The organism is Herbaspirillum autotrophicum, from assembly GCF_001189915.1.
Taxonomy (GTDB): domain Bacteria; phylum Pseudomonadota; class Gammaproteobacteria; order Burkholderiales; family Burkholderiaceae_D; genus Herbaspirillum; species Herbaspirillum autotrophicum.
The window spans coordinates 82,504-108,425 of the sequence record NZ_LFLS01000002.1; the positions used below are offsets into that span (position 1 = coordinate 82,504).

A 25,922-nucleotide genomic window follows, 5' to 3' on the forward strand; every position below is an offset into this window, starting at 1 on the left:
ATGCTGGAACGTATTGTGTCGGAGAACACTATCATTGCCGCGCTCAGAACACGGCTGCTGGCAGTGCCGACGGTCTCTGCCGTCCATCTCGTCGCTGCCTTGACGAAGGGGGAGGAGGCGGGCGTGGGCCTGGCCGCCTATGTCGTCGGCGGTCAGCGCAAGGCGTTGGACGCCGCCATCGCGGACGCGGGGTATCCGGGGCCGGTGGCGCTGGTGCGCGTGCACGCGTTGCCGCTGCGGCCCGACGGCAGCGTGGATGATGCCGCCCTGACCGCATTGCCGGCCTGGGGCGGGGCATCGTTGCCGCCGACCGCCGTCTATCGGCCGCTGGCGTCGCTGCGGCAGCGCATCCATCTGGCCGATCTCCTGCCGGACTACCCCTTGCTGAGTTCCACTGTGCAGGAAACGCCGCTCGCCAGGATGCCGGCGAACGGTGCTGTCGACAAGCTGGCGGTTTCCCGTCGCCGGCCGCTTCCCGCGCAGCCGCGAATGCCGGCCAATCTGGCCGATGCATTGGCGCGCGCGGCGCAGCATCCCGAACTCGGCATTGTCCACGTCGGCGCCGATATGCGTGAAACCCGGGTCAGCTATGCCGAACTGTTCGATCAGGCGCGCCGGATACTGGGCGCCTTGCGCGCGCGCGGCGTTCGCAGCGGCGATGTGGTTCTGGTCGATGCCACAGACAGCCGCAGCCTGCTGCCGCTGTTCTGGGCCTGCCTGCTCGGCGCCATGGTGCCGGCGCCGTTCAAGGTTGCGGCGGCAGCAGCGGGCGGCGTATCACTCAAACGCCTGCGCGACTCCTGGGAAGTGCTGGGGCGGCCGTTCATTGCCGCCGATCCCGCCAGCTTGCAAGCGCTGGCGCCGCTGGGCGCGGATGCGCTGAGCGGGATGGCCTTGCTGGATACGTCCGAACTCGGTCGCGCCGACCGCGCAATCCCGTCGCCGGCAAGCGATCTGCAGGCCTTGTCCATGGTGTTCATGACCTCGGGAAGCACCGGTCTTCCCAAGGGTGTCATGCTGAGCCAGGCCAATGTACTGGCGATGATCGGTGGCGTAGCCGAACGCGGCGCGGCGCTGACGCCCGGCGCGACGACCATGAACTGGATGCCGCTTGACCATGTCGGCGGCCTGGGCTTCTTGTCGATCTTGCCGCTGGTGCTCGGCATGAACCAGATACAGGTCGACACCGCCACCGTGCTTGAAGCACCGATCCGCTGGCTGGATCTGGCGCATCGGCATCGGGTCTGCATGGTCTGGACGCCCAACTTTGCGTTCGAGCTGTTGCTGCAAGCGGCTTCTGCGCCCGGCGCGACGCGCGACTGGGACCTGTCGGGCCTGCGCATGATCCTCAACGGCGGCGAGGCCGTCTCCGACAGCGTGCTGACGGCTTTTACCACACGTTTTGCAGAGAACAAATTACCCGCCGGCGTGATCTGGCCGTCGTTCGGCATGACGGAAACCGTCAGCGGATTCTCCATGTCGCCGTGGGTGCCAGGCAACGGCGCGGTGGTTTCCCTCGGCCTGCCGATCTGCGGCGCCGCGCATCGCATCGTCGACCAGCATGGCGAAGTAGTCCCGGAAGGCATCATCGGTGCCGTCGAGCTGTCCGGCGACTCCTTGTTCATGGGGTATTTCGGGCGCGACGACCTGACGGCCGAAGCAATGCACGGCAACTGGTTCCGCTCCGGCGATATGGGCCTCATCCGCAATGACGAGCTGTTCGTGGTCGGGCGCATCAAGGAAATGATCATCGTCAACGGCGCCAATTTCTACAGCAGCGAAATTGAAGAAGTCGTGGCGCAGACGGAGGGCGTAGAGCGCATCAGCATCGCGGCGGTCGGGGTGCGCGCGCCGGCTGCACGGACGGATCAGCTGGCCTTGTTTTTCCATGTTTCCGGCGTTTCCGATATTGCCGGTGTGCGCGATGACGTCCTCAGGCGCGTCATGCAAGACATGCGCATGCGCCTGGGGAAGCAGCTGTCGCTGATGCCCGCGTATTTCATCCATGTGCCGGCCGATCGCCTTCCGCGCACCAATTCCGGCAAGGTTCAACGGATAGAACTCAAGCGCCTGCTGGAAGCCGGTATCTTCGATACCGAGATCAAACAATCCGCCTGCCTGCTGGAGGCTGCGGGCACCATTCCCCACTGGTTCTCCGAACCGTTCTGGAAAGCTTGCCCGATCGCTGTCGCGGCAGGCGAGCCGCTCCACGGGCCACGCATCGCCGTACTGGGAGATGCCTCCGCCGGTGACACCGCGATCCGGGCGGCGCTGGCGCAAGCGGCCGGCGATATCGACTGGCAGCAGTTTGTACTGGAAGAACAACCCGATCCTTTGCCGTCCCTGAGCGGTCTTTTCAATGTGATGGCGCAGCAGGGATTGCCCGACGTCATTCTGGTATTGCCCGGCTGGGCACGCTTGCCCCGGCTACTCTGGCTATGCCAGGCGCTGGCGGCAACCGCGCGAGGCAGCCGGCCTGCAAGACTGATCGCATGCGGCGGCGCTGATGCCGCCGGGCACGCTGCGGCGGCCGCTTTTTTGCGGACGGCGGCAGCGGAAATCGACGGTGTACATTGCATGCATATCCAGTTCGCAGGCAAAGACCTCGTCAGTGACGCCGGCATGATTCTCGGCGACCTGCGCAACCCCACGCGCGAAACGGAACTGGCCTACTTCAACGGTGCCCGCCACCGGCGACGCTGGCGCAACGTCGAGTTATCCAAGGCGGACCGCCCGGCATTGTGCTCCGGAGGCCTGCATCTGATCAGCGGCGGACTCGGCGGCATCGGGCTGTTGCTGGCGCGGCATCTGCTCGATCGTCACGACGCAAAATTGTTGATTGTCGGTCGTACCGAACCGGCACAGCTCGACGCCGCACGCGCCACAGCGCTGCAGGAGCTGGAACGCAGCGGCCGCGTGCTCTATGTCAGCGCCGATGTGGCCGACGCCGCTGCCTTGGGGGGCGCCGTAGCGCAGGCGCGTGAGCGCTGGCAGTGCGGACTGGACGGCATCCTGCATCTGGCAGGCGAGGGCCGGCAGAGCGAATTGCGCCGCGAAACGGCGGTAGCGCTGGCGCAGATGATGCACGCGAAAGTTGCCGGCAGCCGCGCCTTGCAAGCACTGGCCGCAGCGCATCCCGGTGCCTGGCTGGTTCTGGTCGGCTCCGTCGCCGGCATGGTCGCGGGCCGGCAGGATGCTGCTTATGCCGCCGCGAACGCCTGGCAGGCGGCGCTGGCGGAACAACTGACCGCGTCTGGCAATACGCGCTGCCATTACCTGGGATTTTCGTCGTGGCGTGATACCGGCATCAGCAAAAATGGCGCCCCGGTATCGATGCTGGAAGCGGCAGGTTACTTTTCGCTGGAACCGGCATATGCCATCGCCAGCTTCGAGATAGCGTTATCGGCATCCAGGCCGGTACTGGCAATCGGACTTGATTCCCGGCACGCGCGCCAGGCTGCGCTGCAAGACGCCGCCATAGCTGTGGACGAACCGGTGGTATTTCAAACCGACCTCGCTTCTGACCGCAGCCTGAATCTGCGTGACCACTTCGGGCGCAGCTTGCCGGTTCCGGTGAGGATGGTGGATGCGATACCGCACGATGCAACGGGCGCCATCGATCGCGATCAACTGGCCCGGATGGCAGGAGGATTCCTGCAGGCCGGCCGGCCCGGCAGCGAGTTTGAGCGCTACATGGCGCAATTGTGGAAGCAGATCCTCGACCTGTCTGCATGCGGCGTGCACGACGACTTTTTTGCGCTGGGCGGCAATTCGTTGCGCGCAGCGCAAATCACGGCCGCCACGCGCGAACGCTTCCGTCTCAACACAACGACCTCCGATCTGTTGCAAAACCCGAGCGTGGCAGGATTTTGCGCCCACGTGCAGCGTGGCGAAAGCAAGCCGGGCATCACCGAAGCCATCGCTCGCCGCTGGCTGGAAATAGAACAAATGACACCCGAACAAAAAGCGGCACGCGTTGCTGCGAGGACTGTATGACGATCCCTGAAATGCCGGCGATGGAGACTGGATTGGATGCGGCACTGGATGCAGCGCTGCTGGCCGACCTGTTGGCCGAGGACGGTTTCGCACTGCCCTCGGAGGAGCCCGCAATCCCTCGCCGCGCGACGTCTGCGCGCGTGCTGGCGACACCTGCCCAGCAACGGCTGTGGACGGTCGAACGCATCGACGGCGTGACCGGCGAATTCAATTTGGGCATGGATATCCGTTTCAATGCCCCGATCAACGTTGCCGCGCTGGAACGCGCTTTGCTGGTGCTGCTGCAACGTCACGAAGGCTTGCGTGCCGGCTTTTTCGATCATGATGACGGCACCCTCGAGCAAACCTTCGCGCAAGTCGACAGTTTCTTCCTGACGCAGCATGCCGTGCCCGCGACGTCATGGCCGTCTTTTTTGTGCGAGGCGGTTGCACAGCCTTTCGACCTCGCTGCCGACTTGCTGCTGCGGGCGCAACTCCTGCACGACGACGATACCGGGGACGGCGCGAGCGCCTTGCTGTTGACCTTCCATCACAGCATCATCGATATGTGGTCGGGACATCTGCTGCTGCGCGAACTGGTCATGCTGTATGCGCGCGAGCTGGGCGAACCGGTGGCGCTACCCGAGCCGGTGCAGTTCGGCGACTATGCGACGTGGCTGCGCGAGCCGCAACAAGCCGCTGCCCGCGAACAGCTGCACGGCTATTGGAAGACGCGGCTGGCGCAGTTGCCGCTAGCGCTGGAATTACCTTTTTCAGGGCCGCGCGGGCAAGCCGGCGCGACATTGTGCGAACGCATCCCGGTAGTCTTGCCGGCGCCGCTGACGGCCGCCATCAAACGCTTTGCCGATGCCACCGGAACCACGCCGTTCGTGGTAATCCTGGCGGCGTTCCATGCCATGCTGGCGCGCTTTTCCGGCATGGATGACATCGCCGTCGGCGTTCCGGTCGTCAACCGCCCGCGCCAGCAGGAGCAAGAAATTGTCGGTTTCTTGAGTGAGACCATGGTGTCGCGCAATGTGTCGGCGCGCAGCCAAAGCTTCGGTACCCTGGCCGAACAGGTGCGCGATCACATGCTGGAAGACTTGCGCCATCAGGGGCTGCCGTTCGACGAAGTGGTCAAGCTCGTCAATCCGGAGCGCCGCACAGGGCTTGCGCCGCTGTTCCAGGCCATGCTGGTGTTGCAGACGATGCCGCCGCTGCAGGCGCAAGCAGGCGCGGTGTGTGCGCACGCCGCATCCGTGCCGCTCCCCGCCGCCCGGGCGGACCTGCTGCTGGAACTGGAAGCCGGCGCAGAACACATCGAGGGCGGACTGGAGTATCGCAGCAACTTCATCGATCCGCAGGTCGCCGCCGCGATGGCGGTATCGTTTGAAGTCTTGCTGGAAGCGGCGCTGGCCGATCCGCAACTGCCGTTGTCGCAACTGCCGCTTCAACGCAGCGACGCGGCGCGCGCGATGCTGGCGCGCCTCAATCCGCCGTTGCCATCAATGCCGGCGGCGCCGCGCACACTGAGCGCCTGGTTTGCAGAGCAAGCCGCGCGCACGCCCGATGCGGTAGCGCTGATCGACGCCGAAGGCGGGGGCGAAACTACCTATGCCGAACTCGACCGCCGTTGCGACGCACTGGCCGCATATCTGGCGCAACTGGGCGTCGTTGCTGAAACGCCGGTCGCCGTCTGCCTGCCTCGTTCAGCGGATCTGGCCGTGGCCATCCTGGCGACCCTGCGCGCGGGCGGCGCCTTCGTCCCGATGGATCCGAATTTCCCCGCCGAGCGCCTGCGCTACATGCTCGACAGCAGCGGGGCGACGGTACTGATGACGACCGGTGCGCCGGACTGGCTTGCTGCCGACGTTCCCGCAGCACAGCAGCCCACATTGGTTGATCCGTCACAGGCATTCCCGCAGGCGTGCGCACCGCCGGACGTCAATCGCCCCGACAGCCTGCTGTACATCCTCTACACCTCGGGCTCGACCGGTCGCCCGAAAGCGGTGATGGGCTTGCACCAGGGTGCGGTGAACCGTATCGCCTGGATGCTGGAGCGTTATCCGTTCGAACCACGCGACCGCTATTGCCAAAAAACCACGCCGACTTTCGTCGATTTCGTCTGGGAGCTGTTCGGTCCGCTGCTGGGCGGCGTGCCGTCCGTGATCTTGTCGGCCGCCCAGGTGCGCGATCCGCGGGCGCTGGCGGCGGCCTTGCAGCGTTACAGAGTCACGCGCCTGACGCTGGTGCCATCGTTGCTGAAATCGCTGCTCGATCATGTCGCCGACGTCGGCAACGTGCTGGGCGGGCTGCGTCACTGCATCTGCAGCAGCGAGGCGTTTCCAGGCGATCTGGCCCGACGCTTTCTGGGCCTGTTGCCTGCTTGCCGCCTGCTCAATCTCTACGGATCGTCGGAGGCATCGGCAGATTCGACCTGCTACGACGTCGACACCGCCGAAGGGCCACAGGTGCCGATAGGCAGGCCGATCCCCGGGAATTTGCTGGCGATTCTCGATCCGGCCGGCAATGTGTTGCCGGTGGGCGCCGCGGGCGAAATCATGATCGGCGGTATCGGGCTGGCGCGCGGCTATCTCGGTCTCGATGGCAGCGAGCCGCGCTTTGTCACGGTGCCAGCAGGCGTCGCCGGCGGTCGCGCATTCCGCTCAGGCGACCTCGGACGCTGGCGTCCCGATGGCGGCATCGATTACATGGGACGACTTGATCGCCAGATGAAAATCCGCGGCGTGCGCATCGATCCCGAAGAAGTCCGCGCGGCGCTGCGCAGGTGCGCCGGTGTAGCGGATGCCGTCGTCGTGGCGCGCGAAATCATTACTGACGGTAGCGACGAACTGATACTCATGGCATACGTCGAAGCAAACGAATCGGTGGCGCCGGCGTTGCGGCGACGCCTCCAGCAGATCCTGCCGACAGCCTTGCAGCCGTCCCGTTACGTCTTTATGCCGGCCTTGCCGCTTAACGCCAACGGCAAAATCGATTTTCTGGCTTTGCCTGCTCCCGGCCGACAAGCGACGGCAGCGGCACAAGCACCGCAGACAGCAACCTCGATGACGCTGGAAGAAAATCTGCTGGCGGATATCTGGCGTCAGGTGACCGGTAGCCGTCCGCAACATCCGCAGGCCAATTTCTTCCAGTCGGGCGGCCATTCGCTCAGTGCGGTGCGACTGGTCGCAGCGGTAGAAAAAAATCTGGGCGTGCGCCTGCCGGTAACGGCCGTTTTTGACGCGTCAAGCTTGGGCGGCATGGCATTGGAAGTGCGCCGTGCGCAGCGTGGCGCCGGACTGCCGGAGGTGCTGGCCGGCGGCCCGCACCGGCGTGCGCGCGCTTCGCTCAATCAGGAACGTCTGTGGCTCATCGAACAATCCGGACAACAACGCGGTGCCTACAATCAGGCGGTGGTTTACCGGCTGCGCGGCCAGCTGGACGCCGAACGTCTGGCGACTGCATTCAGGCGCGTGATGCAACGCCACGAAGCGCTGCGCACGCGGCTCGTCCTTGCCGACGGCGTGCTGTGGCAGGAGGTCGAAGTCTCGCCTGAATTCGACCTGAAAAGGATAGCTGTGGGCGACAACCGGCAGCAGATCGCGCCATTGCTACAGGAATTTTCAGAAAGATTTTTCTCACTGGCGGAAGACCTGCCGCTGCGCGCCGCCCTGATCCGGCTCGGGCCTGCCGAACACCTGCTGGCGATCGTCGCGCATCACACCGCCTTCGATGGCGGCTCCGGACGGGTGATTGTCGACGCGCTGGGACAAGCCTACAGCGATGCGCTGGATCCTGCTCCCGCAGCCTTGCAGCAAATCGATTTTTCCGAATGGCAGCGCCGTTGCGACGAACAGGGTGCTTTCGAGGTGCAGTACAACTACTGGCGCGACCAGCTTGCCGGTGCGCCTGCCGTGCTCGGACTGGCCTTGAGCCGGATGCCGGAACAACGTGACTTCCGCCTTGGCCGCGTGCCGGTCGCACTTGGCCGGGAGCGCAGCGAACGCCTGCAACAGGCGGCCAATGACGCCGGACTGAGCGTCTTCGCGTTGTTGCTCGGCGTGTGGGGATTGACGCTGGCGCATTTTGGCGGCGAGCAGGAAGTCGTGGTCGGTATTCCCGTGGCCGGTCGCAGCCGCAGCGGGCTGGACGACATCGTCGGCTTCCTTGCCAATACGCTGCCGATGCGCCTGGATTGCAGCGCCGCCAATCTGGCCGGGTTCGGCCGTCACGTCCAGCAACGCGTCGCCGCAGGACTGCAACACCAGGACATCTCTTTCAGCCGGATCGTCGAAGCCGCCGGCGTCGAGCGCATTCCCCAGCGGCCACCTTTGCTGCAGGCGATGTTCGTGCTGGCCGATCTGCGCCAGTGGCAATTGCAGCTGGACGCCATCGACGCGGTGGCGGAACCCTGGTCGGCGCCGCTGGCGCGCACGGATCTCAGCATGGCTTTGCATCAGGATGCGCAAGGCATCGCGGGAGAACTGGAATACGCCGCCGACGTCATTGTCCCCGCGCTGGCTGAGCGTATCGGCGCGGGCTTCGTGCATCTGCTGGACGCCTTGCTGACGCAGCCCGATGTGCCGCCGCTGTCGCACTCGTTGCTTGATGCACAGGCGCGTGCCTTGCTGGCGCAGTTCGGCCGGGCGCACACCGTGTTGCCGCCGGCAATCGTGCCGATGCGCTTGCACGACTTGCTGTACGCCAGCGTGCAGCGCAACGGCGACGCGCCGGCGCTGGCGACGCCCGAGGGCGAGCTCAGCTACCGGCAACTGGACCGGTTATCCGGCGACTTTGCTCGGCGTCTGCGTACCGCAGGCCTCAATCCCGGGAATCGCGTCGCATTGATCGGCGAGCGATCCATCGGCCTGATCGCTGCGCTACTGGGTATCTCAAAAGCCGGCTGTGTGTTCGTGCCCATCGATCCGGGCTACCCCTCCACACGTATCGGGCAGATGCTGCACGATGCCGGCGTCGCGCTGGTGGTTGGTGATCGTCCGGCAGACTGGAACGCGGCGCATTGGATGCGCTTGCCGGTATTGGAGGACTTGTCTGGCTTGCTCGGGCAGGACGAATCAAAGCATTCCAACGGCGCGTTCGACCAGGACTTCGCCGCAACCGCCTGTGTCATTTTCACCTCCGGCTCCACCGGCCGTCCGAAAGGCGTGGCGCTGGCGCATCATGCCTTGTGCCGTCTGGCGCAAAGCGCCGTGACTGAATTTTCTGTAACGCCGGAAAGCCGCATTCTGCAACTGGCCGCCTTCGGTTTCGATGTGGCGGTTTCCGATATCGTGTTTGCGCTGGCTGCCGGCGCCTGCCTGTGCCTGGCGCCGCGCGAACGCCTGTTGCCCGGTTCGCCGCTGCTGCAGACGCTGGACGCAATGCATATCACGCATCTGCAAATACCGGCGGCGCTGCTGGCGGCGATGCCGGCGGCGCCGTTGCCCCGCTTGCACACGCTGATTGTCGGCGGCGAGTTGTGTCCCGCTGCGACGGCGTCGCAATGGCAGCAAGGCCGCGATCTGTTCATCGCCTACGGTCCGACCGAAACGACGGTGACCGTAACCGCCGGCCGCTATGCGGGTGCTGACGCGCCTTTGCAGATCGGCCGCCCGTTGGGTGATGCACGCATCTATGTGCTGGACGAGCAGGGCGCGCCGGCGCCAATCGGCGTCGCCGGTGAATTGTGCATCGGCGGACCGGGGGTGAGCGCCGGCTACCTCAATAATCCAGCGCTGACGCAGGAACGTTTTCAGCCGGATCCGTATTCCGCCGATCCGCTGGCGCGCCTGTATCGCAGTGGCGACCGTGCACGCTGGCGTGAAGACGGCGCGCTGGATTTCCTCGGTCGCAGCGACCGCGAGTTCAAGCTGCGTGGTTTCCGTATTGCGCCGGCCGAAATCGAAGCCGCCTTGTTGCAGCAGGCCGGTGTGACTCAGGCGCTGGCGATGCTGCGCCCCGACAGCGCCGGAGAGCGACGTCTGGTGGCCTATGTCGTTGGTGCCGCCGACACGGATGCCGCGACGCTGCGCAGCGAACTGCGGCGTAGCTTGCCGTCCTTCATGGTGCCCGATTTCATCTCGATTCTGGACGGCATGCCGCTCACCGGCAACGGCAAAATCGATGTGAGCGCCTTGCCGCTGTCTGCCCTTGAGCGAGAAAGCTCCGTACCAGGTAATACCGAGAGCCGCGAGGGTAATGATTACCTGGCGCGTGTCGCCGGCCTGTGGCGGCAGGTGCTGAACCTCAAGGACATCGCGCCGGATGCCAATTTCTTCGACGTGGGCGGTCATTCACTGTTGCTGGTTCGTTTGCACGACCTGTTGACGGCTGAGTTCGGCACGGTGGCATCGATCAGCGATCTGTTCCGTTTTCCTACCATCCGCAGTCTCGCGGCGCATTTGTCCGGTCATGGAGAAATCCGGGAGACCGGGAAAACGGTGCGCGCGCCGTTGCCCGAGCAGGTGGACATCGCCGTCATCGGCATGGCGTGCCGTTTCCCGGGTGCGCCCGATATCGAGGCCTTCTGGCAACTGCTGGTTGAAGGCCGTGAAGGCATCGGTCGCCACGATCCGGCATCGCTGGCGGCGGCAGGACGCACTGCCGAGGTGCTGCAACAAGCCAATTTCGTTGCCGCCGGCGGCGTGATCGGGCAGGCGGATTGTTTCGATGCCGACTTCTTCGGTCTCGGTCCGCGCGATGCCGTCACGCTGGATCCGCAGCATCGCGTCGCGCTGGAATGCGCCTGGCACGCGCTGGAGCATGGCGGCTATGCAGCCGTGGAATCCCGAGGCGAGGTCGACGTTGGCGTCTTCGTGGGCGTGGGCGTGAATACCTATTTGCAGGGACAGTTGTTTGCCGCTGGCCCGATGCCCGAAAGCGCCGACAGCTATCATGCGATGTCGGGCAACGACAAGGATTTCGGCGCGACGCGGATTGCCTACCATCTGGACCTCAAGGGGCCTGCGCTGGCCGTACAGACCGCATGCTCGTCATCGCTGACGGCGCTCGACATGGCCTGCCGTTCGTTGCGCAGCGGCGCTGCGGGCATGGCGCTGGCGGGTGGTGTGGCAATACGCTTTCCGCAAGGCCGCGGTTATCTTCATGAGCCGGGCATGATCCTGTCGCCCGATGGGCATTGCAAACCGTTTTCCGCCGATGCGCGCGGCACCGTTCCCAGCGGCGGCGTCGGCATGGTGCTGCTCAAGCCGCTGGCGCAGGCGCAAGCCGATGGCGACAATGTGCTGGCAGTGATCCGCGGCAGTGCCGTCAACAACGATGGCGGGCGCAAGGTCGGTTACGCCGCTCCCGGCGTGGACGGCCAGGCTGCGGTGATTGCCTCGGCATTGAAGCAGGCCGGACTGGAGCCGGGCGACATCGACTATATCGAGGCCCACGGCACCGGCACCGAGCTGGGCGACCCGGTCGAAGTTACCGCCTTGACGCGGGTCTTCGGCGGACGGCAACGGCCGCTGGCGCTGGGTTCTGTCAAGAGCAACATCGGCCATGCCGACGCCGCCGCCGGCGTCGCCGGCCTGATCAAGACGATTCTGGCCTTGCAGCACGGCATGCTGCCGCCTAGTCTGCATTTTTCGGCGCCCAATCCACATGTCGATTTCACAGCAGCGGCGCTCAACGTGGTCGACACCCTGCAAGCGTGGCCCGTGCAGGAAAACGGCGGTCCGCGCCGTGCCGGTGTCAGCGCCTTCGGCATCGGCGGCACCAACGTGCACGTGGTGCTGGAACAGGCGCCTGCGCGCTTGCAAGCCGCCTCCGCAAGGATATCGCCGCAAGTGTTGCCGCCGGTGTTACAGGTATTGCCGCTTTCAGCGCGCACGCCGGCAAGCCTGCGCAGCAGCATGCTGGCGCTCGCCAATGTCTTGCAGAACCAGTCACAATTGGCCTTGTGCGACGTCGCCTTCACCTTGCAACAGGGACGTGCCGCCTTCGGCTGCCGCCACGCCATCGTTGCATCCAGCAACGAAGAAGCCATAATCGCGCTGCGTCTGGCAGCAGAACAGTCCGGCACGGCGCCGGTGACAACGGTCAAAGGAGCCGCGCGGCTTGCCTTCCTGTTCCCGGGACAGGGCAGCCAATATCCTCGCATGGCGCAAGCGCTGTATGAGAGCGACGCCGGCTATCGATCCTGGTTCGACCGCTGCGCCGTCGCGCTGTTGCCGCATGTGGGGCAAGATATCCGCACCGTGCTGTACGGCGTTGCGGCCGACGATTCCTTTGCTGTTGATGCACTCAGGCAGACCGCACTGGCCCAGCCGGTGCTGTTCTCGGTGATGTACGCGCTGGCGCGCAGCCTGCAGGCGCGCGGCGTCGAAGCCGTCGCCATGCTGGGACACAGCCTCGGCGAATACGTCGCGGCATGCCTGGCCGGCGTGTTTGCACTGGATGACGCCTTGGCGTTGGTTGCCCTACGCGGCCGCCTGATGCAGGCCTTGCCCGGCGGTGCGATGCTGGCAGTGCAAGCAGACGAAACCCAGGCCCACGCGCTGATGCGTGATTGCGGCAACGCGCTCAGCCTGGCTGCCGTCAACGGTCCCGGACAGTGCGTGTTGTCCGGCGCGACGGACGCCATTGATGCATTGCTAGCAAGGCTGAAAGAAATCAACGTGCCGGCCGTGCGCCTCGACACCTCGCACGCCTTCCACTCGGCAGCCATGGATCCGGTGCTGTCGGCTTTTGTTGCTCAGTTCGACCGCATCACCCTGAAGCCGCCGCAACTCCGCTTCATTTCGAATGTCACCGGTACCTGGATCAGCGATGCGGATGCCGTCGACCCTGATTATTGGGCGCGCCATTTGCGTCAGGCTGTACGTTTCGGCGACGGTCTCGACACCATGCAGCGCGACGGCGTTGACCTGCTGCTCGAAGTCGGGCCCGGCAACGCCTTGCAAAAGCTGGCGCACAGCGGTGGCTGGTCGGCGGCGCAATTGATTGCGCTGGGCATGAACCGGCAAGCGCCGCAGCAGGCATCTGCGCTGGAGGATATTGTGGTGCAGCTGTGGACGCGCGGCGCATTGATCGACTGGCGCAAAGGCAACGCAAGCCGGTCGGAAAGTGGCGATGCAGGCACGCCATCGCGCGTTGCGCTGCCCGGCTATGTGTTTGAACGCACGCGTCACTGGCCGGCGCCGCACTCGGCTGTCGCCGCGACGGTGAGTCCACAGGAGCGGCGCGCCGATATCGCAGACTGGTTCTACCTGCCGGGCTGGCAACGCGCGCCGCAGTTGTCGGCGATGGCAACATCAAGCGCGCCGGACGTCTGGCTACTGCTGGGTGCTGAAACCGTTGCCGGCCGCGCCTTGACGACCGGCTTGCGCGCAACCGGCCAACAGGTTGTCGAAGTCAGGGCGGCAGCCGCATTCGAGGCGTTCTCGTCGCAAGACTACGCCATTAGTCCCGCCAGTGAAGCTGATTATCGCCAGCTGTTGGACAGCGTCACACCGACCCGCGTCGTGTCTCTCTGGGCCAGTGTTGTACAGCCTTTCGAGACGGCGCAGGAACGTGGCTTTGCCAGCGTGATGCTGTTGGCGCAGGCCATCGGCGAGGACTCGCGGGCGCGCGCACTGCAACTCGACATCGTCACATGCGGTGCCGCAGATGTCAGCGGCGACGAGCCGTTGGCGGCCTCGCTCGGCACACTGCTGGGCCTGGCTAAAATCCTTCCTGTGGAATATCGCAGCCTGACTTGCCGTCTCATCGATATCGAGGCAGAGGGCTCCGCTCCTATGTTGCTGAACGAACTTTTGCACGCAACAACAGCGCCGCAGGTCGCGCTGCGCCGCCGCCATCGCTGGGTGCCGCAGTTGCAGCCGGTAAGACTCCCCGCGCCGGAAGCAGGCGGCGATCGCCTGCGCAGGCAAGGCTGCTACCTGATCACCGGTGCCTTCGGTGGCATGGGAGCGACCATTGCGCGCGATCTCGCCGCGCGTTACCGCGCACGCCTCGTTTTGCTGGGGCGCCATGTCGACCGCGCGCTGGTCGCCGAACTCGAAAAAGAGGGAATCGAGGTTTTCGCAAGCGCCTGTGACGTTGCCGACGCCGCTGCGCTGACGCCGGCGATGGCGTCGGCGCATGCACGTTTCGGCGTTATCCACGGCGTATTCCATTGCGCCGGCGTGGCCGATCTCGGCGGCATCATCCAGAACCGCAGCATCGCGTCGATGCATCAGGTGATGGCCGCGAAAGTGCAGGGAACGGTATTGCTGGATCGCTTGCTGGAAGGCGATGCGCTGGATTTCATGGTGCTGTTTTCGACGCTCGGCAGCTTGCTGCCGCAGGCCAAGTTCGGCCAGGCCGCGTATGCCGTCGCCAACGAATTCCTCGATCTGTTCGCGCATGAGCGCAATGCGCGCGGAGGCGGGTTTACCACCGTACTCAACTGGGACGACTGGAGCGAGGCCGGTATGACCGTCGCGGCTTACCGCCGTCATGGCCAGGCCGCGCCCGATAGCAAGGAAGCGATGCGTTCGCAGGAAGGCATTGAGGTCTTGCGCAGGGTGCTGGCGTCGCCGCACGCGCGCGTCGTCGTATCGATACGCGACTTGCCAGACCTGATGGCGCGCGCCGATGGGCTGTTGGATAAACTGTCCACGCCGACGCCTCTGTCTCCGGTCGGCACCGGCATGTCGGCGCTTGCGGACGCAAGCTGCATGACAGATACGGAAGCAAAGCTGGCCGCCACCTGGCGCAGCATTCTGGGTGTAGTGGACATCACGCGCGAAGCAAATTTCTTTGAACTGGGCGGGCATTCGCTGATCGGCATGCGCTTGCTGGCGTTCGTGCGCGAAAGCTTCGGCGTCGATCTGAACATCACCGCCGTGTTCGAGCATGCCACGCTCGCCGCGCTGGCCGGCCATATTGATCAATGCCGTTCCGGCGACGACGGCATCGAGGAGTTTACGATTTGAACGGTGTTGAACATTTGATGGCGCAATTGGCGGCGCTCGGCTTCACGCTGACCTGCTCAGGCAGTGATCTGCGCGTGCGCGGCCCGGCAGGCGCCTTGTCGCCGGCGCTGCGGGCAGAGCTCGGTGCGCGCAAGGCCGCGCTGATTGCGCATTTGCAGGCGGTATCCGAGTCGTCTCCCACAATGTCTTTCCCCGAGCTGGTACGCAGTCCGGTACAGCGGACGACGGCGCCGCTGTCGTTCAATCAGCGCCGTTTGTGGTTTCTGGATCGTCTTGAAGGCGGCGGCAGTGCCTTTGTCATCATGGCCGGATGGCGGCTCAAGGGCACGCTCGACCGGTCCGCGCTGGAACGCGCCCTGGGCGCACTCACGGCGCGCCATGAATTGTTGCGCAGCGTGATCCGCGATGAAGGCGTCGAGCCGGAGCTGCATATCCTCCCGATGACGCCGTTTGCGCTGACGGTCGAAACACCGGCTGCCAGAAGTAGCCACGCGTTGGCCGAGCAGGCACTGCTGGCACGCGAGGCGGCCATGCCTTTCGACCTGACTGCCGCGCCACCCTTACGCGTCAGCCTGTTGCAACTGGAGCCGCACCGCCATGTGCTGTCGCTGGCGATGCATCACATCGTTTCCGACCACTGGTCCATGGGCGTGCTGATCCGGGAACTGGGCATGCTATACGCACTGGAAACCGGCGCATCATCAATCAGTCCGGCCGCGCTGGCGATCCAGTATTCCGACTATGCCGTGTGGCAGCGTGCAATGTTCAATGAAGAACGACTGCAGCCTCATCTGCACTATTGGCGCCAACAGTTGGCCGGCGTCGTCACTGAACTGGCGTTGCCTCTGGACCGGCCGCGTCCTGCCGAACGCGGCAATACCGGCGCGATGCATCAGTTGCGTCTGGCGCGCGGCAGCGTGCAAAAGGTGCAGGCCTTTGGCTTGCGCCTCGGCGCGACACCGTTCATGGTGCTGCTGGCGGTGTATGCACAGGTCTTGTCGCGCTGGTCGGGACAGGATGAAGTGGTGATCGGATGCCCGGTCGGCAATCGCGACCGCAACGAGACGCATGGACTGGTGGGATTCTTCGTGGACACCATGCCGCTGCGGATCAGCTTGCATGGCGACCCCGACCTTGCCGAGCTGATCCGCCGCATAAGGACTATCTGCCTGGAGGCCTTCGAACACCAGCAGGCGCCGTTCGAGCGCATCGTCCAGGCGGTGCGTCCGGAACGCGCGCTGAACAAGGCACCGCTGTTTCAGACCATGTTCATGCAGCAAAGCGATGTCAGTGCGCAACTGGTCTTGGCCGGATTGCAGGTGGCAGCGGTGCCGCCGGCAGCAGGCGCTCCCGAACTGGATCTCAACTTTTTCGTACATCTCGACGGCGACGATTATCTCTGCGTGATGGAGTACGACGCCGATTTGTTCGATCAGGCCAGCATTGCCGAATTTTGCAATCAATACGCCTACGTGCTGCAGCAAGCCAGCGTCGATGCGTCCACGCCATTGTCCTGTATTCAACTTGCACCTCCATCCGCACCGGTGTTGCCGGCGCAAGCGCCGGCGCCATTGCTGCCGCAGATGATCGCCGACAGTATGCGGCGCCACGCTGACCGGATTGCAGTGGAAGAGGGCGCAATCCGGCTGACATATCGGGAACTGGGACTCAGGGTGGCACTGTTGGCGCAAGATCTGGCTGACGCAGGCGTGCAGCCCGGCGCCGTGGTCGGCCTCGGATTTTCTTCCTCGGCGTCGCTGGTGGTGGCGATGCTGGCCGCGTGGCGTGTCGGGGCGGGTTATGCTGTCCTGAGCCCGCAGCAGCCGGCAGCGCGGCGCGCACAGATGATCGCCGCTGCCGGTATTGCGCTGGTGGTGACAACCAAGGCCGAAGAGAGCGGCTGGCCGGTACCGGTGTTGTTGTCGGATTTGCGGGCATCCGTGTCAGATTCTTCATTCATGGCCGGGTGCGGCAGCGTCGGTGCCGGGTTTGTGCAACGGCAGGCGCTGGCCTATGTCTGCTTTACCTCCGGCTCTTCGGGGACGCCAAAGGGCGTGGCCGTGACGCACGCCAATCTCGCCAATCATGCACGCGCAGTGGCGCAGGATTTCGGTTTGCGCGAAAATGACCGGGTCATGCAATTTGCTGCCGCCGATTTCGATGTCGCTGCCGAAGAAATTTTCCCGACGTTGGCGTCCGGCGCTTGCGTGGTGATTCGCGCAGAGAGCGTCACCGACAGCATCGACGCGTTCCAGGAACACGTGGAGCAAGCAGGCTTGAGCGTATTGAACTTGCCGGCGGCATTCTGGCATGAGTGGGTCCGCGCGCTCGGTCAGACGCGCCGTGCACCGCCGGCTTGCCTGCGTCTGGTGGTGACCGGCAGCGACCGGGTGTTTGCCCGCCGCTGGCGCGAATGGCAGGCGCTATGCGCACATCCGGTTGCATTTCGCAGTGGTTATGGCCCGACTGAGGCGACCATTACCTCTTCCTTTTTCAATCCAGCCGACCAGCCGCTGCCTCCGGCCGCCGGCGTATTGCCCGTCGGCCGGGCGATTGTCAACGTCGTGCTGGAAATCGTCGATGGCCGGGGGCTGGCCGTGCCGCCTGGCGTGATCGGCGAAATCCTCATCAGCGGCGCCGGGGTCGCGCAAGGCTATGTCGGCCAGCCTGAGCAGACTGCCGCCGCGTTCCGGCCGCATCCGCTGGATTCCGCCTTGCGCAGCTACCGCAGCGGCGACCTGGGACGCCGCCGTCTTGACGGTACGCTGGAGTTCATCGGCCGCAAAGACCAGCAGGCCAAGGTACGCGGCTATCGTATCGAACTGGCGGAGATCGAAGCGGCCATGATGGCGCATCCCAAGGTTCGCGAAGCGGCCGTGCTGATGCGGGCTGATAGCGCAGACACTGCAGGTTCGGGCCAATTGCTGGCTGTCGCAGGCGGTGCTTCGGAACTGGAGCCGGGCCTGCTGCGTGCGTGGCTGGGCGAGCGCCTGCCTGCCTACATGGTACCGGCGCTGTGCGTCATATTGCCGCGGTTGCCGCGCACCGCATCGGGAAAAACCGACCGGCGCGCCTTGCTGGAGCTGGACATCACGAACGAGTTCGCGTCCCAGCACGATGCATCGGCCGTGATCGCCACCGCTACGGCGGCTGAGGCGCCGCTGGCCGCATTGTTCGCCCAGGTGCTGGACCGGCCCGCGGTCGGGCCTTGCGACAATTTCTTCGAGCTCGGCATCGACTCCATCCGCAGCCTGCAAGTCGTGTCGCGCGCACGCCAGTTGCAGCTGAACCTGACGGTACGCGACATTTTTCGTTTCCAGACGGTACGCGAGCTGATGCATGCGTTGCAATCGCGCCGGCAAGGAATGTCAGGCGACATGCTATCTCTGCCCGCCGCCGACGAAGACAATGAGGGGGAGGTGCAGGCGACGCCGATTCAGGCCTGGTTCTTCGAACAGGCGGGAGAACATCGCGCCCATTACAACCAGTCGATCGTGCTGAAAACGCCGGCGCAGGTCGATCCCGCTGCACTTGAGCGCGCGCTGGAGGCAGTAGTGGCGCGCCATCCGATGTTGCGCTTGCAAGCCAATGGAGAAATCCTGCAGATTGCCGCATCCGTACCGGGACCTGTCCTGCGCGTGCTGGACGGCGCTTCCGCCGAATTGCCGGCGCGCCTGGCAGCCTATGAGCAGGCCCAGCGCGGCATGGATCTGCGTACCGGCCGCGTGCTGCAGGCGGTCCTGGTCAAGCCTGCCGGACGGCTGATGATCGCAGTGCATCACCTGGCCATCGATGCCTATTCCTGGTCGGTGTTGCTGGATGATCTGAGTCTTGCCTACCCACAGGCATTGCGCGGCGAAGTTTCCTTGCCCGCAGCGACTGCGTCCTACCGCACCTGGTCGCGCAAATTGCACGCGCTGGCCGCCACGCCGGTGGCGCAAGCGGCGGTCGATTACTTCCTCACGCGTTTCGCCGATCAGGGGCTTTCCGTGTTGCCGGCGCATCTGCCGGCCGGAACCGCGGGCGCGGCAGAAATCTTGCCGCTGTCGCTCGACAGCGAGACCACGACGCTCCTGCTGCAAGTAGCACCCGGCGTTTTTCATGCGCGCGTGGACGAACTGCTCATGGCGGCACTGTTCATCGGCGCCGCTCGTATCGGCCTGAAGGGTTCTCTGTTGATCGATCTGGAGCGCAATGGCCGCGTCGACCTGTTTGAAGACCTCGATCTGTCCGATGTGGTGGGCTGGTTTACCGCCGTGCAACCGGTGCTGTTGCAGTGGCCGGAAGGAGAATGCGATCCTGCCGGGATCGTGATGCAAGTGTGTGAGCGCGTACGCGAATCGCCGTGCCAGGGGCTGGCGATGGGCGTCATGCGCTACCTGTCGACCGATGCCGGGCAGCGCGCCGCTTTGCAAAGTCTGCCGGCGGCAAAGATCCTGCTCAATTATCTCGGCAGGCTGGATATCGAAACTCGCGAATCGATCGAAACCGTCCACAGCGATGGCGGCAACGGCTTCTGCGCCCTCGACGAAGACAGCGGACAAGCACAGAGCGAATCCTTCGCACGCAGCCACGTCATTGAAATCAATGCGGGCATCCGCGCCGGCTGTCTCAGCGGCGCCGTCAGTTTTCCTGCGGGCGCCGCCGAGCGCGAACGCATCGGCGCGTGGTTGCGTGAAGTGATGGCAGCGCTGCGCGATATCGCCGCTGCCGCCGAGCGCCGTGCTTGCTCACGCCAGGACAGCGTGGAAGAAGAACTGCCCTTGACGCCTTTGCAGCAAGGCATTGTATTCCACAGCCTGCGCGACCCCGACATCTACTGCAATCAGCTCTGCCTGACACTGGACGGTGAACTGGACCCCGGTGCCATGCGCCGCGCGTGGGAACAAGCGCTGCAGCGCCACAGCATGTTGCGCACCAGCTTTCATTGGCGCGATCTGCCGGCCATGCGCCAGCGCGTGCACGCCGGGCTGGCATTGCCATGGTCCGCCGCCGACTGGCGCGGCCTGGAAGATACGGCGCGCGCAGCTGCGCTGGACGAGCTGATGCGCGCTGACGTGGCGCGTGGATTCACGCTGGAGCAAGCGCCACTGCTGCGATTGCAGTTGTTGCAGGTCGGCGATACGCGCCATGAGCTGGTATGGAGTTCGCATCACCTGCTATTGGATGGCTGGTCGGTGTCGGTGCTGCTGGCCGACATCTTTGCGCTGTATCGCCAGGCGCTGGGCGATTCCCGGATACGCCTGAAAGCGGCGCCACGTTTCTCCGACTATGTGCACTGGCAGGAGCGGCGCAGGGGGCATAACGGATCTGACGGGGGCGCACGCAACGACGACATCGCGTTCTGGCAGCGTGCCTTGCAAGGAATCGAAGAGCCGACCTCGCTGGCTTTCGCGATGCGGGCCGGCGATGCGATGCCGACGCGAGCCGACAAAAACGCGGAGAAGCAAGCCGAGATACCAGCCGCAGTCCACACAATGGAATTGTCCGCGGTGCGCACGCAAGCCGTGCAGAAGTTGGCGCAGCGCGCGCACACCACGCTCGGCACGGTGTTGCAGGCGGCTTGGGGATTGCTGCTGGCACGCTGCAGCGCAAGCCGGGACGTGGTTTTTGGCGTCACTGTCTCAGGCCGGCCGGCGGAACTCGAGGGCATCGAAGAGATGATCGGCATGCTCATCGCCACTGTCCCGGCGCGCCTGACGATTCCATCTGCAACACCGCTGACCGACTGGCTGGCGCAATTGCAGGAGCAGCATCTGGAGCGCGAGCAGCATGCCGGCGCGTCGCTGACAGAGATTCGCCAGGCGGCATCCTTGCCCGGCAATCAGGAGTTGTTCCAGACGCTGCTGCTGGTGCAGAATTATCCGAAGGCGCAATCCATGGCTGGCGGCGGAGTGAGACTGGCCGACGTGCAAGTGAGGGAACGCACCAACTATCCGCTGACACTGGTCTGCAATCCCGGCGCAAGCCTGCGCCTGGCCTTGCATCGCGACGGCAGCATTCCCGCTGCGGCCGCCGAACGTTTGCTGGCCCAGCTGGGACGCTTGCTGGACAATATGGCCGCGCATCCGGAATGGCCGGCGGCGCGCTTACTGGCGCTGGACGATCTCGATGCGCAAGCGGCATTGCTGGCGGGAAGAGGTCCGGTCGAAGCGATCGCACCGGCCTTCCTGCCGCAGCAAATCGATGAATGGGCAAGACATTCCCCGGGCGCCATCGCCTTGCGTGATCAGGAAGGCAGTCTGAGTTATGCCGCATTGCGGGTCGAATCGATGCGACTGGCGCGGCATCTGCGAACGCTCGGTGTGGGCAGCGAAAAGAAGGTCGCGCTGTGCTTGCCGCGATCCTCGCGTTACGTGATTGCGGTCATCGGCATCCTGCGCTGCGGGGGTGCCTTTGTCCCGCTTGATCCCGCCTATCCGGCAGCGCGCCGGCGCTTCATGCTGGAAGACAGCGGCGCGTGCTTGTTGATCGCGGATGGCGCGTGCGCAAGGGAATTGCAGGCCGAGGCGATCACGCAGGATCCGGACATGTTGTTTGCGGCGTCGGATATTGTTCCTGTCCTGAGCGCCCTGAACGATATCCCGGATGACCTCGACTTCCCACCGCCTGAGGCGCAGGCACTGGCTTATGTGATTTACACCTCGGGCTCGACCGGTACGCCCAAGGGCGTCGGCAATACCCACGGCGGCCTGCGCTCGCTGGCGCATGCTCAGCGCGGCACCTTCGGCTTGCTGCCGGACGCACGTGTGTTGCAGTTTGCTTCTTTGTCGTTCGATGCGTCGATCTGGGAAATGACGATGGCCTTCGGCGCAGGCGCTGCCTTGATCGTGCCCGACGCCGCTACCGCCCGCGTCGGTGACGGACTGGAACAGTTCATGCGGCATCAGCGGATCAGCGCGGCGACCTTGCCGCCGACTGCGTTGGCGACGATGGATCAAAGCCGCCTGCCGGATTTGCAGACACTGGTGGTCGCGGGCGAAAGCTGTGCACCCGAACTGGTCCTGCGCTGGGGGCCCGGACGGCGTTTCTACAACGGCTACGGGCCGTCCGAAGCATCGGTTGCAGTCAGCGTCGAGGCATGGTCTGACAGCGGCCCCAACAGCGGACAACTGCTGGTCGGCCGACCGCTGCCGAACATGCAGCTGCACGTGCTGGATGCCGACATGCAACTGCTGCCGCCCGGTGTCATCGGCGAACTCTATATCGGCGGGGCAGGGCTGGCGCGCGGTTATCTGAACCGGCCGCGCCTGACCGCTGCGAGCTTCTTGCCGGATCCTTACGGTGCGCCGGGGGCGCGCCTGTACAAAACCGGCGACCGCGGCTATCGTCTCGCCGACGGCAGGGTGCAGTTTGTCGGGCGCAATGACCACCAGATCAAGCTGCGCGGTTTTCGTATCGAGTTGAGCGAAATCGAGGCGGCGTTGATGCAACATGCCGAGGTACGCCACGCCGCGGTGCTGGTGCGTCATTACGGCGAGGGCGAAAACGACCGCCGTCTGACGGCCTGTCTGGAGACGCGCGCGCCGATAGCGAATGACGTCTTGCGGGATTTCCTCGCTGAACAACTGCCGCCGCACATGCTTCCCGCCTGTTTCATCGTGCTGCCATCCATGCCGCTGACCGTCAACGGCAAGATCGACCGCAAGGCGCTGGAAGCGATGCCGGAAACCACTGCGCAGCCATTGGAAGCCGCCGCCGGCGATTATGCCGGCGAGACCGAACGGCAATTGGCCGGTATCTGGGCGCAGGTGCTCAATGTGGCGCAGGTGCAGCGCGAACACAACTTCTTTGAACTGGGCGGCGATTCGATTCTCGCGATCCAGGTGGTATCCAAAGCCAACAGGCAAGGCGTCGCACTGACGCTCAACCAGATCATGGATCCCGATTCGTCGACGCTGGCAGCGCTGGCGGCACAGGTGGACGCCGCCGGACGGACGCTGGAACGCCAGCCGGCATCAGCACAAGTATCGGCGCCAACAAGCGGCCCAGTGCCGCTGACGCCGATCCAGCATTGGTTCCTGCATCAGGATGCACCCGATCGGCATCACTACAACCAGAGCTTCCTGCTGGAAGTGCCGGCCGGACTGGATGCACAGGCATTGCGCCTCGCATTGGAGGCCGTTTGCGCGCGCCATGATGCGCTGCGGCTGCGCTTCACGCAGGTCGACGGCGTCTGGCATCAACATCTCAGCGAGCATGCCGCGACGCTGCTGGAAGTCGTGCCGCCGCCAGCGGAGACGGCCGGCTGGCGCGCATTGCTGGAACAAGGCGCAGCGCACAACCAGACGCGCCTGAATATCGAACAGGGGCCCTTGCTGCGGCTTGTGCTGTACGTGGCACCGGCCGGCGAGCCCATGGCCCGCTTGCATGTCGTTGCGCATCACCTTGTGATTGATGCCGTGTCGTGGCGCGTCTTGCTGGAAGACCTGTTCGACGCCTACGCGCAAGCGCAGACATCTTCGTCCATCGGCTTGCCGTCTGCCTCCGGTAACGGCGCGCACGCTTCTTTTGTCCTGTGGGCGGCGGCAGTGGAACGCCATGCGGTATCTCCGCAAGCGCTGGGCGAATTGCGCTACTGGCTGGAACAGCCGCGCCATTCAGCGCGCTTGCCGTTGTTGCGTACCGATATCGCCGCGACGGCCGGCGCTGCGCAGACCACCAGCTTTGCATTGGACGAGAGCGTCACCAGCGTGCTGGTGCGGGAGCTTCCGCGCAGCCATGGCGCCCAGGTACAAGAGATTTTGCTGACCGCCTTGAGCGTGGCGCTGGATGAACTGATCGGCGGCTCAGCTGGAAGCGGCTCCGGTATCGGCATAGCGCTCGAATCTCACGGCCGCGACATTATGCTGGAAGGCATCGATGTCGGTGGCATCCCCGGCTGGTTCACCGTGCTGGCACCGTGGACCATGCCGCTCGGCGAGCATCGCATCGACAAGATCCGCGAAGCGCTCAAGGCGATGCCACGGCACGGCTTCAGTTTCGGGGTGCTGCGTTTCCTCTCGCCCGATGCGGCAGTACGCGCGATGCTGGCGGCATTGCCGGTGCCCGAAATCGCCTTCAACTACCTCGGCCAATGGGATACGGCCTGGCCCGACAGCTTGCCTGTACGGCCTGCACCGGAAGCCGATGGTGCAGGTTTTGCGCCCTCGACACCGCGTCCGTATGTATTGGAAGTCAATGCCTTGATTGCCGGCGGACGCTTGCAACTGGACCTCACTTTCGATCCGCGTGTGTTGCCGCAGGCCTTTGCGGATCGGCTATGCGCCGCCATGCGCGACTGGCTGCAGGCGCTAACGCGGGATGTTCCTGCCGCGGCGGCAGCGGCAGACGTCGCCGTGGCAGCTTGCGCTTTGGCACCGCAGCAAGCCGCCATGCTGGCGCATGCCATGGCGTATCCGGATTCTTCTGCCTATGTGGTGCAATTCACGGCGCGCTTGCCGGCGGAACTGGACAGCGGCAGCTTCATCGCCGCCTGGCAAGCCGCGCTGGTGCGGCATCTGTCGCTACGCGCCCACTTCACCATCGGCGAGAACGGCAAGGCGCGACAGCATTTCGGCGAAGCGGTGCCGCTTGCCTGGCAACGGGAGGACTGGACCGGTTTGCCGGACGAAGATCTCGGCGCCGCCATTGACGCTTATTGCCTGCAGGAGCGGCGGCGCGGCTTCGACCTGGCCAAGCCGCCGCTAATGCGTTTTTCCTTGCTGCAGACGGCGACCGGTCAGCATTTCGTCTGGACCTATCATCATATTCTGATCGACGGCTGGTCGATGCCGGTACTGCTCAGCGAAGTCATGGCCGCCTACGGCAAACAATTAACAGCGGTGCCGGCCCCGGATTTTCGTGTCTTCCTGCTTTGGCTGGAACGTCAGGATGCGGCAGCGGCGCGCGACTTCTGGCGCGCCGAACTGGCCGCGATGACACCGTCGCGCTGGCCGGCGGAGCAGGGGGTTGCCTGCAGCGGCCGTTTTGCGGAAATGACATGGCAACCGCAAGCCGGAACCGGTGCGCGCCTTGGCATGTTTGCGCGCCGGCATCGCTTGTCGGCGCCGAGCATTTTCATGTTGGCATGGGCGCTGGTGCTGGCACGCCACAGCAGGGCGGACGAGGTTTGCTTCGGCGTCACTTCGGTCTTGCGTCCCGCCGAGGTCGACGGTATCGAAACCATGGTCGGGAATCTGATCAACACGCCGCCCTTGCGTTGCAAGATCGATCCCGACACTGGTTTTGTCGAGGCCTGCCTGCAGTTGCAGCGCCGGCGCGTCGCGACCACCGCGCACGCGATGCTGGCGTTGCCGGAAATTGCACAGTGCGCCGGTTTGTCCGACGGCGACGCTTTGTTCGGTACCGCGCTGCGCATTCAGAACTATCCCTTGGGCGAGGTCGGAAGCGGCAACGCCGCGCTGCAGGTGAGCGACGTCGCCATTTGCGACTACTGGCATCACCCATTCAATCTGGAAGTCACACCGGGAGATCATTTGAATCTGATTGCAGTGTATGACGCAGGACTGGTGCCGCAGGTGAAAGCCGAGGCCATGCTGCGCTCTTACGCCATGCTTCTTGAATCACTGGACGAATCGGCGTTGGGACTTCTGATGGAGGGGATGCATGGCTGACAGGCAAACCGCCGACGAGATCGCCCCGGGCGCAGATACCTTCGTGGTCGTGGCGAACGGGCAGGGCCAGTATTCGGTCTGGCCCGCACAACGCAAGTTGCCGGCCGGATGGCGCGTCGTAAGCGAGCCGGCGTCACAGGAGTGCTGCCTGGACCGGATTGACGACTTATGGATCGATATGCGGCCGGCCGGACTGAAGCACACACAGGGTGAACCAGGGTTCGCAGAACGGACGGAAACAGATATTTCTCCGGGTGATCAGCAAGGAGGAGCTTGCATGTGAGATGAACTCAGATGGCAACTACGTTTTTTGTTGGGAATTTGTTGAATATATTGGCGCTATGCCCAATAATTTCTGCGGCCCGCGTATATTGTGCATGCGTTGTCCGTGTATCGAGCATTG

General features: G+C 64.6%; 4 protein-coding genes. All 4 read left to right on the plus strand.

Translation table 11 applies throughout. The features are described from left to right. The 4 genes from AKL27_RS01835 to AKL27_RS01850 are packed head-to-tail and all read left to right on the plus strand — an operon-like array spanning position 1 to position 25,802. A complete protein-coding gene (locus AKL27_RS01835) occupies positions 1-3,996 on the plus strand; it encodes an SDR family NAD(P)-dependent oxidoreductase (RefSeq protein WP_050460909.1) in 3,996 nt (1,331 codons plus the stop codon). Then, positions 3,993-14,903, plus strand: coding sequence for a non-ribosomal peptide synthetase/type I polyketide synthase (locus tag AKL27_RS01840; protein WP_232310864.1), 10,911 nt, complete (start codon positions 3,993-3,995; stop codon positions 14,901-14,903). The genes AKL27_RS01835 and AKL27_RS01840 overlap by 4 nt, the downstream gene beginning before the upstream one ends. After that, positions 14,900-25,519, plus strand: coding sequence for a non-ribosomal peptide synthetase (locus AKL27_RS01845; protein ID WP_232310865.1), 10,620 nt, complete (start codon positions 14,900-14,902; stop codon positions 25,517-25,519). Before AKL27_RS01840 ends, AKL27_RS01845 begins: the two co-directional genes overlap by 4 nt. After that, positions 25,512-25,802: an MbtH family protein gene (locus AKL27_RS01850; RefSeq protein ID WP_083438798.1), complete on the plus strand. Its 291-nt coding sequence runs from the start codon at positions 25,512-25,514 to the stop codon at positions 25,800-25,802. The genes AKL27_RS01845 and AKL27_RS01850 overlap by 8 nt, the downstream gene beginning before the upstream one ends. Positions 25,803-25,922: the final 120 nt, after the last annotated feature.